The sequence below is a fragment of the Bradyrhizobium sp. USDA3010 genome (genome assembly GCF_056429065.1).
This window is the reverse complement of the sequence record NZ_JBWJZD010000081.1, coordinates 1-13692: the sequence shown is the minus strand read 5'-3', so window position 1 is coordinate 13692 and position 13692 is coordinate 1. Positions and strand designations below refer to the sequence as shown.

The window sequence follows — 13692 nt, the reverse complement described above, 5'->3', positions numbered from 1 at the left end:
ATGGCGAGTGTGGCGGCCCGGATGCGCGGAGGGTGGGTGTCAGCAACCGAATCCTACGCCACCTCAGCGGCTTACGCCACGCTCGCCAGCCTCTCAACAAGCCGCTGATGAATAAGACGGGCTAGACAGATCATCGTTTGTGACGCAGTAGGACAGGCTGTTGAAGAACTCAGCCGCGTTCGCAAACGAAGGCTGAATCGTCGCCATTGTGCATGTAGAAGTGACCGACGAGCCTGCCCGCGGTGCCGATCATAGCCCATCGGCGACCGCAGGCGGGGTCATTCTCGTCGTGCCCTTCTCATGAGAACTCTGCGCGGGCCGAACCGTCTCGCGCGCCGTAGCGGACACCGCGCCCGATTGCCGGTAGACCGCGAACTATCGCTCCTTGCCGAGTCATCGTGTTCCCTGATCAAACTTAATGGAGCTGGCGGGGCCAGATCAGCCAATCATGCGTGTCGTCCCATAGGGAACAAATCCCGCCTTTCACCATGCCGAGATCATCCAGTTGCTGTAGACTGAGTTCAGAATTCGCCAAGGCCACGGCATCCAATGAGAATCGGGCGGCGCCGACATCCAGTGAAGCCTTGATGGCTTCGGTGGCGTTAGCCACCGCGACCGCATACGTTACGTGCCGAAGTTGGCCGCTTTCTATGTAGCCAATTGAAACCATCCAACCTGCTGCCATGCGTGCAATCCGATATGGAGACTGCCCCAGCTTACTCTGCGCCACTAAGCGCAAAGCGCACCTACCAATAGTGGGAGGTTGGAAGGGCCGGCTCCCTTAGGCTCGCAACCTCAAGAGGAGTGGCAGATTTGACGAGCGAGAAGCGGATCAGCGTTGAACGGCCGGCGATCCTGACGCGTCTCCGTCGGGTGCAGGCGTGGCGTAGGGATTCGATTTTCTTCTTCGTCCAGCTTATAGACGATCAAGACATCCCCGGTGATTTGGCGCTTCGTGAACAACGATTCTGGATTGATGGTTTTGTCCAGCTTCATCGGAACGCGATCCTCAAAAAGCGATGGGATATGCGCCGCCCATCCGATCTTGCCGCGATCTCTATCCATGGCATGGATTACAATGCGCTTATTATTCTCGAATTGAGTGTCCGTCTTTTCTGCATCTTCGACGGTTTGAGGAACTGCGAACTGTGGGATTTCCATCAGGGCCCGCGAGGAATGGCGCTCCCATTAGGGGCAATGATTTTGGCGTTCTTGAGGATCAAAGAACCGAAGCGGCGACCAAAGGGCCGTGGTCGCTCCTAGGAGCGACTGAGGCGGCCTCACGACGCCTTCTTGGTCTTTTTCTTTTTGGATTTGATCACGTCAGCTTGCGCCCGGTAGGCGCGCGCCATTGGCTGCAATCCCTCCGCTAAGTCACGGTCGAGAACGGAGAGAGTGCCGCGCGCTCTGCCTTGTCAGCTTGCTTGCGAGTGACTTAATCATCTTGGCCATGGCCGGTCCTAATGAGGCACGTACTCATAGGCGACAAGTGCCCCAAGGCCGATCATGGCAACCCAGACGGCTTGCGAGAACGGATTGCGGGCGCATGCTGCTTCCCCTCAGTTCCCAATGAGTCGGATATTAATCCAGCGCGGGCATAAGCGTGAAGGAAATGTTCGGGTGGGTGTTGGCCGCACCCTTATCATCTTCGCGATCACGACGCTTTTGGCTGACACGGAATTGGGGGTGCGCCTTGGTCAGGACGAAGATGTGCTGTTCGCTATTCGGGTTGTGTCGATTGTCGCATCAATCACGGCTGCCGCAGGCTTGCTGGTGATGCGAAATCAGGATGCGCGCTAGGGCGGCGCCAGCATCTTTTCGATGTATGCGTTGACGGTTTCGGCGAACTCGCGCCGATCTCCAATCACGGTATCACGCTGTTTCAGAACGTCGTCCTGAACTAGGCGAAGGCCGCTCCTGCGGGCGGCTACGGGCGTCACTTCCAGGTATTCGGTGATCGCGCGCTCAGCTAGAGGAATGCCGTTCACGTCGCCTTTGGCGATCAGGTGGCGCAGGACGCCCTTGCAAGTCTCTAAGTGTGGCATGCGCTGATATGTGGTTCCGATTCTGCCGTTTGTCCATTTCGGAGGTCTGTGTTCCAGGCTGGCTTTATCAGCGCGAAGCGCTCGCCACCCTTGCTCATTGACGGGCGGCCTGAATGAGCGTTCGATGGCGGCCTCAGTTCTCCAAGGCTGAGAACCCCAACCACCGCACGACGGCGAGACCTCACCCCATGGCCCCCAGCCCCGAGGTCTCGCTGCGGCGTGGCCAGCGAGGAACGAGGTCAACCGCGATCGGTTTGGGCCAGCATGGACAACATCTGGCTGGGCATCATCATCGCTGGTCTGATCATCTTGGTGGCGTCGCTCGTCTGGGCGGTTTCTCTGGTCTAGCGCGGAGCGCTCGCTACCCACGCCCGCCGCGGATATGATCGCGCTCTCACGAGGTCATGACCATGAGCGATACGGCGGCCGAAACGGCACGGCTGATGAAGGTTGTTGAGGCCATCGTCCGTGAGATGGACCGGCAGGGCGTCGCCGAGATGGTCGCGGAGCACGGCTTCGACGTCATGGAGCTGGCGCGTGTGGTGGTCCGGGCGGCGGACGGCGACGTGATCCCGTTCCGGCGGCCACCGGGTCACTAGCTAGACAGCGCATGAATCTGAAAATAGTTCTTGGCGAGATCAACGCCTATTCTGATAAACTTCATCTCGGACGGTCTCCCTTCTTTGTGGCGCTCTGGCGACCACGCCTTGGCACTATGATGCCGTTGAGGTGAGGCCGTCCACACCATCAAGGATGAGGAGATCGACGCGGCCGAGCGCGCGCAGCAGGCGGGGGTGGCGGCCGTCACCGCGCGCCAAGGCCAGATCGCTGAACAGTCGCGGGACGCGCTGATAGAGCACGGAGCGATTGTCGCGGCAAACTTTGTTGCCGAGCGCCGAGGCGAGCCAGCTCTTGCCGACGCCGGACGGGCCACAGATCAAAAGATTGGCGTGGTCGTCGATCCATTGGCCTTCGACCAGCATCGTCAAGAGGCTGCGGTCGAGGCCGCGCGGGGTGCGATAGTCGATGTCCTCGATGCAGGCCTGCTGGCGCAGCTTGGCATATTGAAGCCGCTTCGACAGTCGCTTGTCGCGTCGCAGCGACGCTTCACGTTCGAGCAAGAGCGCAAGCCATTCGGCGTGACCGAGGCTGGCGGCCTCGCCGCCGGCTTCGATGTCGGCGAAGGCCTTGGCCATGCCGTGAAGGCCGAGTTGATGGAACTGATCGAGGGGCGGATGGGTGAGCAAGGCGTGATCTCCTAATTGTAGTAGCGCGGCCCGCGGATGTTGGGATGGAGGATCGGCGCGTCGTCCGCGGAGCGCTTGGGTGAAGGACGCCGATCAAGATTGTTGGCGAGGATCGATTTGACCGAACCGTAAGTGCGCGCGCCGATATCGATCGCCCGCATGGCGGCGGCATCGAGCCGCTCTTGCCCGTAGGAGCGGGCCAGCCGGATGATGCCGAGGCAGGCGCGGAAGCCCTGCTCGGGGTGTGTGCGTTCATCCAGGATCAGATCACACAGCGCCGCGGTGGCCGGCCCGATCGTGGCGGCATCCTTGCGGATGCGCTCGATGGTCCAGCCGGCGTAGCGCCGATGACTGGAGGCCATGTGCTCCGGCACGGTCGTGTGCTTGTGGTTGCCGCTCACGCGTTGATGCGCGGCGATCCGCTCGCCCTTGTGGAAAATCTCCACGGTGCGGGCGGTGAAGCGCACCTCGACCTCGGCGCGGACGAAGCGATGCGGGACGCTGTAGTAATGCGCCCCGACCTCGACGTGATAGTCGATGCTGACCCGGCAGATCCGCCACTCGGCGAACACGTAAGGGCTCTCCGGCAAGACCTTCAGTGCCGGCCGGTCGATCTCCTCCAATAGCTTGCGGCGGGTGACGCCGAGCCGCCGGATCGGCCGCTCCTCGTTGAGCCGGGTCATTAACTCGGCGATCGCCGCGTTGACCTCGGCGAGGCTGTGGAAGATCCGGTGGCGCAGCCGTTCGAGCAGCCAGCACTCGACCATGAGGACCGCCTGCTCGACCTTGGCCTTGGCAACAGTTGTCGACTGCAGGTCATGCGGCTACGACCGAGCAAAAGGTGCGGATCACGCATCCCTTCCATCCGCTTTGCGGTCGTAAGTTCGATCTGATCTGTCGGCGCCGTCATTGGGGCGAAGACCGGGTGGTCTATGAGGGCCAGAATGGTCGACTCTGCACGATCGCGAGCGCCTGGACCGATATCGATCCACCCGATGAGTTCCGGCTGATCGCTGCGGGTAGAGCAGCCTTTTGCGTGGTTGGCCTGTTGGCGCTTTGTGACGCGCTGGACCGGCTCGCGGAGAGCGTGGGCGCCAACGATGCGTAAACATAAATACGCCGCATGTGTAAAGATAATAACGCCATGCTGCGGACGCGGAGTGGCGTGCTTCTGCTTTATAATCTGTACAATACCTTCATATGGCGTCGACATCTCCATTGACACTCAACATATAGAGGCGTATTTATATTTACGTAAGATTGGGGCCGAGCATGGCCAGGGCGAAGAAGAAGCAGGATCCGAAGAGCGAGGCGCTGGCGCAAGACGGCGTCCTCAATCCAAATCCGGAAGCCGTCCGCGACCCCTCGTTCGTCAGCAACCCATTCTTCGATGCGAAGGACCTGGTGCAGGTGCGCTACGAGATGGTGCGACGTCACCAGGTCGATGGCGTTGCGATCAGCGAGGCCGCCGAGACATTCGGCGTGACGCGCCCGACCTTCTACAAGGCGCAGAGCGCCCTGCAGACCGCCGGGCTTGCCGGCCTGTTGCCGAACCGGCGCGGCCCCAAAGGCGGCCACAAGGTCTCCGCCGAGGTCGTTGCGTTCGTCGTCGCTCTCAAAGCTGCAAGACCCGAACTGACGACGTCGCACTGCCTAGATGCGATCTCGGCGCGGTTCGGCGTCAAGGTGCACCGACGCAGCCTGGAGCGGGCGCTGGCGCGCAAAAAAAAACGACTCAACCCAGCTTGATCGTCGCGCCTGCGGACGCAGCGGACAGCTACGAGAAGCTACGCGCCGCCGCATTGCGTGCCGAGTTCACGGCCTGCCCTGGTCTCACCATTCTTCGTCGACGGGGATTGGCAGCGTGGATCCGAGCACGCGGACAGGAGGTCGATACCGAGGCGGCCTGCTACGACCATCGGCTCACGCACTCGGCCCCAGACAATCCGTCGCCCGCAACAAGCGACGTCACGCGCCTCATCGCCGGCATCCTCGTCGCCATCGCAATGGAGCCCTTCCATGCCTGAGCTTAAAGTCACTGCCGACCATCTCAAGCGCGACGCTTACCTCTATGTCCGCCAATCGACTCTTCGCCAGGTCGCCGAGCACGGCGAGAGCACCGAGCGCCAATATGGGTTGCGGGATCGAGCAGTTGTGGCCGGCTGGCCGGTCGAGCGCGTTCACGTCATCGACCGCGATCTCGGCAAGTCCGGCTCAAGTACGACAGCTCGCGACGGCTTCCAGCAACTGGTGAGCGAGGTGGCGCTCGGCAAGGCCGGTATTGTCATGGGGCTGGAGGTCTCGCGCCTTGCGCGCAACTCGGCCGACTGGCACCGGCTCATCGAGCTTTGCGCATTGACGGCGACGCTCATCCTTGACGAAGACGGTATCTACGATCCAGCCAGCTTCAACGATCGCCTCTTGCTTGGCCTCAAAGGTACGATGAGCGAGGCCGAGCTGCACATCCTCAAAAGCACGCATGCGTGGCGGTCAGCTCAACAAGGCCCGTCGCGGCGAGCTCGAGATGTGCCCTCCGGTCGGGCTGGTTTACCGGAACGATCGGACGATCGGCCTCGATCCCGACCTCCAGGTGCAGAACGCGATCCGTCTCGTGTTCGATATCTTCGAGCAGACCGGAAGTGCGATGCAGACAGTCCGCTTCTTCCGGGAGCAAGGTTTGCTGTTCCCGCGCCGACTCCGGACAGGATCGAACAAGGGTGATCTCCTGTGGGCGGCGCCGCACCATGCGCGCGTTCTGCAGGTGCTGCACAATCCGCGCTACGCCGGCGCTTTTGCCTATGGCCGAACGCGCATACGGCACCGGCCCGATGGTGGAACCAGTGTCGTCAGGGTGGCCAGGGCCGATTGGCAGTTCGTTATGCCGGGGATGCACCAGGGCTACATCGACTGGGAGCGCTTCGAGGCCAACCAGCGGCGGCTCGCTGACAACGCTCGTGCCTTCGGTGGCGAGCGGCGGTCGGGACCGGCGCGCGAGGGACCGGCGCTCCTCCAAGGTCGCGTGGTCTGTGGCCTGTGTGGCGAACGCATGGGTGTGCGCTACAGCCAGGAGCACGGCAGCACCGTACCAACCTATCTGTGCCAGGCGAACGCGATACGCCGCGCGGGATGGACCTGCCAAACGGTTCCCGGGAAGATTGTCGATGCGGGGATCGCAGACCTGATGATCGAGCTAATGACGCCGATGACGCTGGCCGTCACCCTTGAGGTGCAGCGCGAACTTGAGACGCGCGCCGCAGAGACCGATGCAGCGCGTCGCCAGCATGTCGAGCGGATGCGCTATGAAGCCGAGCTTGCGCGTCGACGCTACATGAAGGTCGATCCCGACAACCGACTCGTCGCCGATTCACTCGAGGCCGAATGGAACGACAAGCTGCGCCGCCATGCCGATGCCGCCGAAGACTACAAGCGCCGAAGCAAACAGCAGGCTGCGGCACTCAGCGCAGAAGCCCAGCGACGCATCCTTGACCTCGCCGAGCAGCTTCCGCGGATCTGGCAAGATCCGCGAGTTGACTCGCGCGAGCGCAAGCGCATCGTGCGTCTGCTCATCGACGACGTAACCTTGATCAAGTCGCAAACAATCACGGCCCATGTGCGCCTGTCCGGCGGCGCCACGCGTACCTTGGTGCTCGACCGGCCGCTACCCATTGCCCAGATCCGCAAGTTCAAACCTGAACTCGTCGCTGAGGTTGATCGTCTTCTTGACCATCATTGTGATCGCGAAGTCGCCGAGATTCTCAATAATCACGGATGGCGTACATGGGAGGCAAAGGCGTTCAATCTGAAGAAGGTTGCCTTCATTCGCGGCGCCTACAAACTTGCGAGCCGATATGAGCGGCTGCGTCGGCGTGGTATGCTAACGACGCGCGAGATCGCTACCAAGTTCTGCGTCTCCGAGACAGCCGTACACACGTGGGGTCGCCAGGGGCTCATCTCAAAATGCTATACCGACAGCCTGAACCGTGGCCTGTGGGAGATCCCGCCTGGCATGACGATCCGCAAGGGCTGCGGTGGGCGCGGCGCCCGTCCGGCGCAGCTCACCGCCATCACCGCGCCATCAAAGGAATGAGGTGCAGTATGAAGCGCTCGCCTTGTCCCGTGGCCGTCGTGGCCTGGCAGGCAGAATGGCGGTGCCGTAATGCGCCGCCATATCGGCGTAGCTGCGGTTGATCTGCGGATCGTAGAGGCAGGCCTTGATCACCGCGACCTTGGTGTTGTCCGGCACCAGCAGTGCCGGCACGCCGCCGATCGCCTCGAAGGCGCCGACGTGCCCGCTGATCCAGTCGGCGAGGCCCTGCGTCCAGGTCGCCTGCGCGTAGGTGAAGCTCGATGCGCCGAGCACCGCGACGAAAATCTGCGCGGCGCGCCGCTCGCCGGTGAGCCGGTCGATCACCACCGGCACGCCGTCGCCCGCATAGTCGACGAACAGCTTCTCGCCGGCCGCGTGCGACTGGCGCATCGTCACCGACAGCCGGCCTTCCCAGGCCCGGTAGAGCTCGCAGAACCGCGAATAGCGATACCCGCTGGGTTCGCCCGCGATGTACTCCTCCCACACAATCGACAGCGTCACGTGCTTGCGCTTGAGCTCGCGATGCACCGCCGCCCAGTCCGGCTCGGCCTGCCGCCGATGGCCCCGCCGGGTGCCCGGACCGGCTCCGGCGCCGGCGAACAACCGGGCCTCCAGCACCGTGTCGGTGACGTCGTCTGGCAACGGCCAGGTCAGCCCCGCCGCCTCGAACCGGCGGATCGTCAACCGCACCGTCGAAGGGGCCGTGCCGACCCGCCGCGCAATCTCGCGGGTCGGCATCCCGGCCGACTTCAATCTGATCACATCGCGCACATGGCGCATCGCAAACCTCTCCGTCGGCATCCAGGTCCCCCTTCGCAAAGCCGAAAGGCGGGACCGTATCGGAGCCAGAAGAGGCCTCGTCACCCCGGGCGACATCATCCCGGAATGGTGGCGAGATCATCTCGGAATGGTGGGCGACATCAAATCGGAACGGTGGGCGAGATCATTCCGGAATGGTGGGCGACATCGAGCGGAATCAGCAGCCGAAACTCCTCATACCCCAAATCCCGCCTTAACAGTCTCAAAGAGACCCCAACAGTCCAAGGCGCAAAAAGGCAAGATATCTGCCAGAAAGACCAAACGAGCAGCGAAGACAGATGTCGCCTTACATCGTGCGACTCGGGCCAGTTCGGGAACGAAAAAGACAACCCGAGCAAGTGCCAGGAAACGGCGCACTCGGGGATGTCCCGATCGCTGTTGAACTATGTCGGGCCGAGGTTGCCAGAATGAATGTTGCACTAAACCGCTCCGCGGTAGGGAGCAGCATGGCTGCGGCCTGAAGGGGGAAGCGCCACAGAGCGCGCGGCAGCGGCATTAACGATCCTTCGCTGCGCGTCGCGCAGTCCGACCCGTGGCCTCGCTGAACAGGTGGCGGGGGATGCTGATTATCGCAAAACGTCGCCGTTCTTCCGGGTGCGTTTCAAAATCTGCCTCCACAAAAATCTCGACGGTCTCCTCACTGGCGTGAACTTCGACGCGTACCGGCGCGTCGTCAAAATCCACTTCATATCGGCGACCATTCTTTCCTCGGATAATCGCGTGCGCCATTTCTATGCTACCTCCGGCCCGGCTTCTTGAGCTTCTTCACTCGGTGCTTCTGACAATCGAGAACGGCCGCTGCAAGTGGCATCGAGCGCGGCAGGCTCACAGGTGTGAGGGAGACGACAAGCGCTCTGCCTGTTTGTGAATCGACGCTGAAATTGACCCCGCACGCGCGAAGTCAATCAAGCACTTGGGACGCCGATCGGCGTCCGGATCCCACGCCGATTCACAGTGTCTTCCGTCAGCGTCGAGCCTTGCAACCGCTTTACGAGCGCGCGGTTTCGCACCATAAGTGGAAAATTACTGTTGAAAACGTCTAGGTTGTGTGCAACCCTAGGCTTGGGCCAGGAACCCAAGATAGCATTAGTGGCCATCAATGGGCCAGCTTATAACAGCCCCGTTCGGTGGGACGGTGCGCCCATGTCGAAGGGGCACCCCAAAGCACATTGGCCGTTCAGGATTACGGTTTCTGAACCCCGCGCGCACTGACAGTTCAGGGTCCGGTCATCATGAATCAGGAACAGCAGAAGCCCGTTCCCGAAGATCATACGTCCGTCAGCAAGGACGAGGAATCGGGCGCACGAGGGTTGCAGCGCGATTTGCAGGATCGGTTGCAGCCGGCGCACGACGAGCCGGTCAGCGAGCCCGTCAGCGACAGCGCTCCCCATCCCAAAACGCCACGAGGCTCCGGCCGATGGGTTCGCCGCCTGCTCAAGGTCGGCATCGGCCTTGCCATCGTCACCGTGTTCGGATGGCTGCCGCTGAAGGCGGTGCTGCAGACCTCGAGCGTCGAGGCCGTGGTCAATGCCAGGATCGTAACCCTGCGCTCGCCGATCGACGGCACCGTGAGCGCGAAGCTCGCGCAGGGCTCGACGCAACTCAGCGTGGTCCACGAAGGCGATACGATCCTTCATGTCGTCAACGCGCGCGGCGATCGGGTGCGGCTCGACGATCTCCGCCGGCAGATGTCCCGGCTTGAGAATGAGCGGCCTAGTCTGGCTACCAAGCTCGCAGCCACCGAGACGGCGCAACAGGACCTCGCCCGCCAGGCGGCCCAGTTCCGCGACGGTCGCATCCTCCAGCTCCAGGCACGCATCGCCGAAATCCAGACCGCGATCGAGGCTGCGGCTGCGCGGCGGGAAGAAGCGACGGCAGCGGTCGAGCGCGCCTCGTCGCTGATCAAATCGGGCAGCGTCTCGACGGTCGAAATGGCCCGGTTGACGCGCGAGCAGTCGATCGCCCAGCAGACCGAGATCGGCGCGCAGCGCCGGCTCGACGCCGCCAAGGTCGAACTCACCGCGGCAAGGAACGGCACCTATCTTGGAGACAGCTACAATGACCGGCCGAGTTCCGTGCAACGCGAAGAGGAGATGCGCCAGCGTGTCAGCGATCTGCGCGCCGATCTGGTGCATTCCGATGCGGAGATCGACTGGCTCACCCACGAGATTGCCTCGGAGCAATTGCACTACATTAACCGGGCGGAAGCCGACATCAGGGCGCCGGTCGGCGGACGCATCTGGGAGATGATGACGTCGCCGGGCGAGGACGTCAGGGCCGGGCAGCCCCTGCTCAAGCTGCTTGATTGCAGCGGTGCGGTGGTCACCGCCAATGTCACCGAAGGCGTCTACAACCGCCTCAGGCTTGGTGAGCAGGCGAGCTTTGAGCCGAACGACGGCAGCGCTTCGATCAAGGGTGAGATCGTCAACCTCACCGGTGCATCGGGGGCGCCCGCGAACCTTGCGATCAATCCGGATGCCTTGAACAAGGAACCGTACCGGGTGACGATCTCGATGCCGGAGCTCGATACCACGGGCAAGGAATGCGCAGTCGGCCGCACCGGGCGGGTGGTGTTCAACACGGACGCGGCAAAGCCATGATGGCGGCATTCGCGCCCGGGCTGGTCGCCTTCGGCGCCTGCCTTGCGATCCTGCCGCTGCTCCGGCGCGAGCAGACGCTGGCCCGCCTCATGATGACCGGCATGTCGTTCCTGCTGCTGCTGCACTACTTCGTCTGGCGGGTAACCCAGACCTTGCCGCCTCTGGGACTCACCGCCGACGCGGTGGTCGGCTATCCCTTCGTGGCGGCCGAGGCGGCCTCGATGATCGCGGTGTGCCTGTCGCTGCTGTTCCTCAGCCGCACCATCGACCGCTCGCCCGAGGTCAATGCCATCCTGCGCCGATCCAAGGCGCCGACGGATGCCCCGCTCGTCGACGTCTTCATCTGCACCTACAATGAAGAGAAAGCGATCCTGGAGCGCACCATCATCGGCGCGACGGGGCTGACCTATCCCAACTACCGCGTCTGGGTGCTCGACGACGGGCGGCGGCCTTGGTTGCGCCGGCTCGCCCAGCAGCTCGGCTGCAATTACCTGACCCGTCCGGACAACCGCCACGCCAAGGCCGGCAACATCAATCATGCGCTCCAGCACGTATCCGCCCTGCCGGACCGCCCTGAATTCATCTCGATCCTCGATGCGGATTTTGTCCCGATGCCGGACTTCCTGACGCGGGCGATCAGCCTGATGCAGGACGGTACCGTCGGCGTGGTGCAGACACCGCAGCACTTCATCAATCCGGATCCGATCCAGACCAATCTCGCCGCAACCGACGTCTGGCCCGACGAACAGCGTTTCTTCTTCGACATCCTGATGCCGGCCAAGGACGCCTGGGGCACGGCATTTTGCTGCGGCACCTCATCGCTGATCCGCTACTCCGGCCTGATGCAGATCGGCGGCTTTCCGACCGATTCGGTGACGGAGGATTATCTCGTCACGCTGCGCCTGAAGGAAAGGGGATTGCGCACGGTCTACCTCAACGAGCGCCTGACCATCGGCCTCGCGCCGGAGGGATTGAAGGAATACATCACGCAGCGCGGGCGCTGGTGTCTCGGCTTCATGCAGATCTTCAGGGGCCGCAGCGGGCCGTTCTCGCGGCAATCGAAGCTCGCCTTCATGGACCGGCTGTCGCTGGTCGACGCTTTCATGAGCTGGGCGGCGGTCTATGGCACCAAGGTTTTCGGCCTCGTCGTGCCGTGGCTCTATCTGCTGTTCGGCATCAAGGCTGTCCACGCCGATCTGTTCGAGCTTCTGAAGTACTTCATGCCGTTCTATGTCTGGCACGCCTTCACCATGGCTTGGATCTCGCGCGGTCGCTCGCTCGCGATCATGACCGACGTGTCGCAATACATCGCAGCCCCCGCGGTCCTGAAGGCGGTCGTGATCGGCCTCGCCAAGCCGCAAGGCCACAAGTTCAAGGTGACGGCCAAGGGCGGTGACCGCAATCGCCGCTTCATCGAGTGGCCGCTGCTGCGGCTCTATGGCAGCGCCTTGCTCATCACGCTGCTGGCGATCGCCTACGCATTCATCCTGCATCTGCGCGGCGACAGCATCGCCTATGGGGGGCTGGCGCTGGCCTGGAGCCTCTATAATTGCGTCGTGCTCGCGATCGTGTGCTTCATTTGCATCGAGCAGCCGCGGCGTCGCAAGGCCGAGCGCTTCGAGCGTGACGAGCCGATCCTGATTCACGAAGGTACGGAGCCGCGGCTGGTCCGGATGGTCGACATTTCGATCTCGGGCGCGCGTTTCATCGATCCCGCTCCTCCCGCAATCGGCGCCTCGATCAAGTGCAATGTCTACGGACAGAACGTGGCCGCGCTCGTGGTCCGCCGCACCCGCGATGGCTTCGGCGTCCGTTTCGAGGACGCGGTTGCGACGCGGATCAATGTCGTGCGCGCATTCTATGCCGGCGAATATGTCCGCGCCTTCCGCAGTGTCCGCGCAGCGCCGGTCGGCAAGGCCCTGCTGATGCGGCTGTTCGGCTAGAGCGGTATGAATGAGGTGGGCCTGCAGCAGTCCCATCCGTCGTCATTCCCCGATGCGCAATTGCACATCGGGGAATGACGAGTGGAGAGAGGCGACGCGTCAAGCCGCCGGCTTCGCCGCCTGGTCCTCGGTCGACAACAGATGCAGCAGCGCGCTCTTGATCGCGGCCTGCCGGGTCGGCGCGGTGATCTCGGCGCCGAGCAGGTCGGTGACATAGAACACGTCGCGGGCGCGCTCGCCGAAGGTCGCGACATGCGCCGAGGGCGATGTTGAGGTTGAGCTTCGAAATCGCGGTGGTCGGCTGGTAGAGCAGGCCAGGGCGGTCGAGGCCGGAGACCTCGATTGTGAATCGACGCTGAACATTGACCCCGCACGCGCGAAGTCAATCAAGCACTTGGGACGCCGACCGGCGTCCGGACCCCACGCCGATTCACAGACAATTAGCGACTCTCGGCACGCCAGCGCGAACTTTCCACGTCCCCTTGTCCCGCTCCACACTCTTTTCATCGAAACGCGGGCACTATTGTCAAAGCCAAAATGGGGCCTAGCGTTTTATTTCAGTGACGAGTCGGCACTTTTTCGTGTCTCGAACTGAGGCGTTCTCAGGTGAATAATTGCGTGTGTGCCTGTCATAAGGCCCACCACGCTATGAACTACGACGTCAAATCATACATTCGACCTCTTCGCCGCCGCTTTGGATTTACGCAAAAGGAGATTGCTTTTCTTATCGGGGTCAAGTGTCGCACGGCTATCTCCCGCCTTGAAGGCGCGAAGCGCAAACCGAGCCTTGAGGCTGCGTTTATATTCGCGCTGCTGTTCGATACTGAGCCGGTCCCGGTTGTCTGAACAGAAACTCCGCATCGATAAGTGGAGCCTCTGCCGTGGTTAGGCTGCCGTGCGGAGCGGCAGCGAGATGAAATAGGCTTGATCCGGTGTGCTGCCGTCAAGGCT

The 13692-nt window shown here is 62.5% G+C and carries 14 protein-coding genes and 4 pseudogenes; 10 read left to right on the top strand and 8 right to left on the bottom strand.

Translation table 11 applies throughout. The features are described from left to right. Positions 1-415: 415 nt before the first annotated feature. The gene (locus tag AC066Y_RS42120; RefSeq protein ID WP_478278982.1) at positions 416-685 is read right to left on the bottom strand and encodes a hypothetical protein; all 270 of its coding nucleotides are present in this window, start codon (positions 683-685) and stop codon (positions 416-418) included. 110 nt (positions 686-795) lie between these two features. Then, the gene (locus AC066Y_RS42115; RefSeq protein WP_478278981.1) at positions 796-1161 is read right to left on the bottom strand and encodes a hypothetical protein; all 366 of its coding nucleotides are present in this window, start codon (positions 1159-1161) and stop codon (positions 796-798) included. A gap of 345 nt (positions 1162-1506) precedes the next feature. Between AC066Y_RS42115 and AC066Y_RS42110 the strand changes: the two genes are divergently transcribed. Next, positions 1507-1800: a hypothetical protein gene (locus tag AC066Y_RS42110; protein WP_478278980.1), complete on the top strand. Its 294-nt coding sequence runs from the start codon at positions 1507-1509 to the stop codon at positions 1798-1800. Here AC066Y_RS42110 and AC066Y_RS42105 read toward each other — a convergent pair. Further along, positions 1797-2045 carry a hypothetical protein gene (locus AC066Y_RS42105; RefSeq protein ID WP_478278979.1) on the bottom strand — a complete coding sequence of 83 codons (249 nt, stop codon included), beginning with the start codon at positions 2043-2045 and terminating at the stop codon, positions 1797-1799. The two genes, AC066Y_RS42110 and AC066Y_RS42105, sit on opposite strands and share 4 nt — an antisense overlap. Positions 2046-2455: 410 nt before the next feature. Between AC066Y_RS42105 and AC066Y_RS42100 the strand changes: the two genes are divergently transcribed. Continuing rightward, the gene (locus tag AC066Y_RS42100) at positions 2456-2644 is read left to right on the top strand and encodes a hypothetical protein (RefSeq protein WP_478278978.1); all 189 of its coding nucleotides are present in this window, start codon (positions 2456-2458) and stop codon (positions 2642-2644) included. A gap of 120 nt (positions 2645-2764) precedes the next feature. Here the strand turns inward: AC066Y_RS42100 and AC066Y_RS42095 are convergent. Next, positions 2765-3292: pseudogene (locus AC066Y_RS42095) on the bottom strand (ATP-binding protein); the annotation flags it as partial. An 11-nt stretch (positions 3293-3303) separates the two neighbouring features. Continuing rightward, a pseudogene (locus tag AC066Y_RS42090) lies at positions 3304-4086 on the bottom strand (Mu transposase domain-containing protein); the annotation flags it as partial. 47 nt (positions 4087-4133) lie between these two features. Between AC066Y_RS42090 and AC066Y_RS42085 the strand changes: the two are divergent. From AC066Y_RS42085 to AC066Y_RS42065, 5 genes are all read left to right on the top strand, one after another. Continuing rightward, the gene (locus tag AC066Y_RS42085; RefSeq protein ID WP_478278977.1) at positions 4134-4400 is read left to right on the top strand and encodes a DUF5372 family protein; all 267 of its coding nucleotides are present in this window, start codon (positions 4134-4136) and stop codon (positions 4398-4400) included. A 164-nt stretch (positions 4401-4564) separates the two neighbouring features. Then, positions 4565-5041: a helix-turn-helix domain-containing protein gene (locus AC066Y_RS42080; protein WP_478278976.1), complete on the top strand. Its 477-nt coding sequence runs from the start codon at positions 4565-4567 to the stop codon at positions 5039-5041. Further along, a complete protein-coding gene (locus tag AC066Y_RS42075) occupies positions 5038-5319 on the top strand; it encodes a hypothetical protein (RefSeq protein ID WP_156918417.1) in 282 nt (93 codons plus the stop codon). Before AC066Y_RS42080 ends, AC066Y_RS42075 begins: the two co-directional genes overlap by 4 nt. Next, positions 5312-6013 carry a recombinase family protein gene (locus AC066Y_RS42070; protein WP_478278975.1) on the top strand — a complete coding sequence of 234 codons (702 nt, stop codon included), beginning with the start codon at positions 5312-5314 and terminating at the stop codon, positions 6011-6013. Before AC066Y_RS42075 ends, AC066Y_RS42070 begins: the two co-directional genes overlap by 8 nt. Then, positions 5904-7379 (top strand): recombinase family protein, encoded by a 1476-nt coding sequence (locus AC066Y_RS42065; RefSeq protein ID WP_478278974.1) that lies wholly within the window; start codon positions 5904-5906, stop codon positions 7377-7379. The genes AC066Y_RS42070 and AC066Y_RS42065 overlap by 110 nt, the downstream gene beginning before the upstream one ends. 18 nt (positions 7380-7397) lie before the next feature. Here the strand turns inward: AC066Y_RS42065 and istA are convergent. Together istA and AC066Y_RS42055 are read right to left on the bottom strand one after the other, a co-directional pair. Continuing rightward, positions 7398-8159 (bottom strand): annotated as a pseudogene (istA, locus tag AC066Y_RS42060) (IS21 family transposase); the annotation flags it as partial. Positions 8160-8693: 534 nt separating this feature from the next. Beyond that, positions 8694-8927, bottom strand: coding sequence for a hypothetical protein (locus AC066Y_RS42055; protein WP_050995355.1), 234 nt, complete (start codon positions 8925-8927; stop codon positions 8694-8696). 503 nt (positions 8928-9430) lie between these two features. Between AC066Y_RS42055 and AC066Y_RS42050 the strand changes: the two genes are divergently transcribed. Then, positions 9431-10798 carry an HlyD family secretion protein gene (locus tag AC066Y_RS42050; RefSeq protein WP_478278973.1) on the top strand — a complete coding sequence of 456 codons (1368 nt, stop codon included), beginning with the start codon at positions 9431-9433 and terminating at the stop codon, positions 10796-10798. After that, a complete protein-coding gene (locus AC066Y_RS42045) occupies positions 10795-12741 on the top strand; it encodes a glycosyltransferase (RefSeq protein ID WP_478278972.1) in 1947 nt (648 codons plus the stop codon). The genes AC066Y_RS42050 and AC066Y_RS42045 overlap by 4 nt, the downstream gene beginning before the upstream one ends. A gap of 99 nt (positions 12742-12840) precedes the next feature. Here AC066Y_RS42045 and AC066Y_RS42040 read toward each other — a convergent pair. Next, positions 12841-13093: pseudogene (locus tag AC066Y_RS42040) on the bottom strand (ACT domain-containing protein); the annotation flags it as partial. A gap of 296 nt (positions 13094-13389) precedes the next feature. Here AC066Y_RS42040 and AC066Y_RS42035 point away from each other — a divergent pair. Beyond that, positions 13390-13587: a helix-turn-helix transcriptional regulator gene (locus tag AC066Y_RS42035; RefSeq protein WP_478278971.1), complete on the top strand. Its 198-nt coding sequence runs from the start codon at positions 13390-13392 to the stop codon at positions 13585-13587. Positions 13588-13692: the final 105 nt, after the last annotated feature.

Bases quoted from the DNA above. Each gene is read 5' to 3' on its own strand.
- AC066Y_RS42120 (WP_478278982.1), bottom strand. From the start codon at position 685: ATGGCAGCAGGTTGGATGGTTTCAATTGGCTACATAGAAAGCGGCCAA.
- AC066Y_RS42115 (WP_478278981.1), bottom strand. From the start codon at position 1,161: ATGGAAATCCCACAGTTCGCAGTTCCTCAAACCGTCGAAGATGCAGAA.
- AC066Y_RS42110 (WP_478278980.1), top strand. From the start codon at position 1,507: ATGGCAACCCAGACGGCTTGCGAGAACGGATTGCGGGCGCATGCTGCT.
- AC066Y_RS42105 (WP_478278979.1), bottom strand. From the start codon at position 2,045: ATGCCACACTTAGAGACTTGCAAGGGCGTCCTGCGCCACCTGATCGCC.
- AC066Y_RS42100 (WP_478278978.1), top strand. From the start codon at position 2,456: ATGAGCGATACGGCGGCCGAAACGGCACGGCTGATGAAGGTTGTTGAG.
- AC066Y_RS42080 (WP_478278976.1), top strand. From the start codon at position 4,565: ATGGCCAGGGCGAAGAAGAAGCAGGATCCGAAGAGCGAGGCGCTGGCG.
- AC066Y_RS42070 (WP_478278975.1), top strand. From the start codon at position 5,312: ATGCCTGAGCTTAAAGTCACTGCCGACCATCTCAAGCGCGACGCTTAC.
- AC066Y_RS42055 (WP_050995355.1), bottom strand. From the start codon at position 8,927: ATGGCGCACGCGATTATCCGAGGAAAGAATGGTCGCCGATATGAAGTG.
- AC066Y_RS42050 (WP_478278973.1), top strand. From the start codon at position 9,431: ATGAATCAGGAACAGCAGAAGCCCGTTCCCGAAGATCATACGTCCGTC.
- AC066Y_RS42045 (WP_478278972.1), top strand. From the start codon at position 10,795: ATGATGGCGGCATTCGCGCCCGGGCTGGTCGCCTTCGGCGCCTGCCTT.
- AC066Y_RS42035 (WP_478278971.1), top strand. From the start codon at position 13,390: ATGAACTACGACGTCAAATCATACATTCGACCTCTTCGCCGCCGCTTT.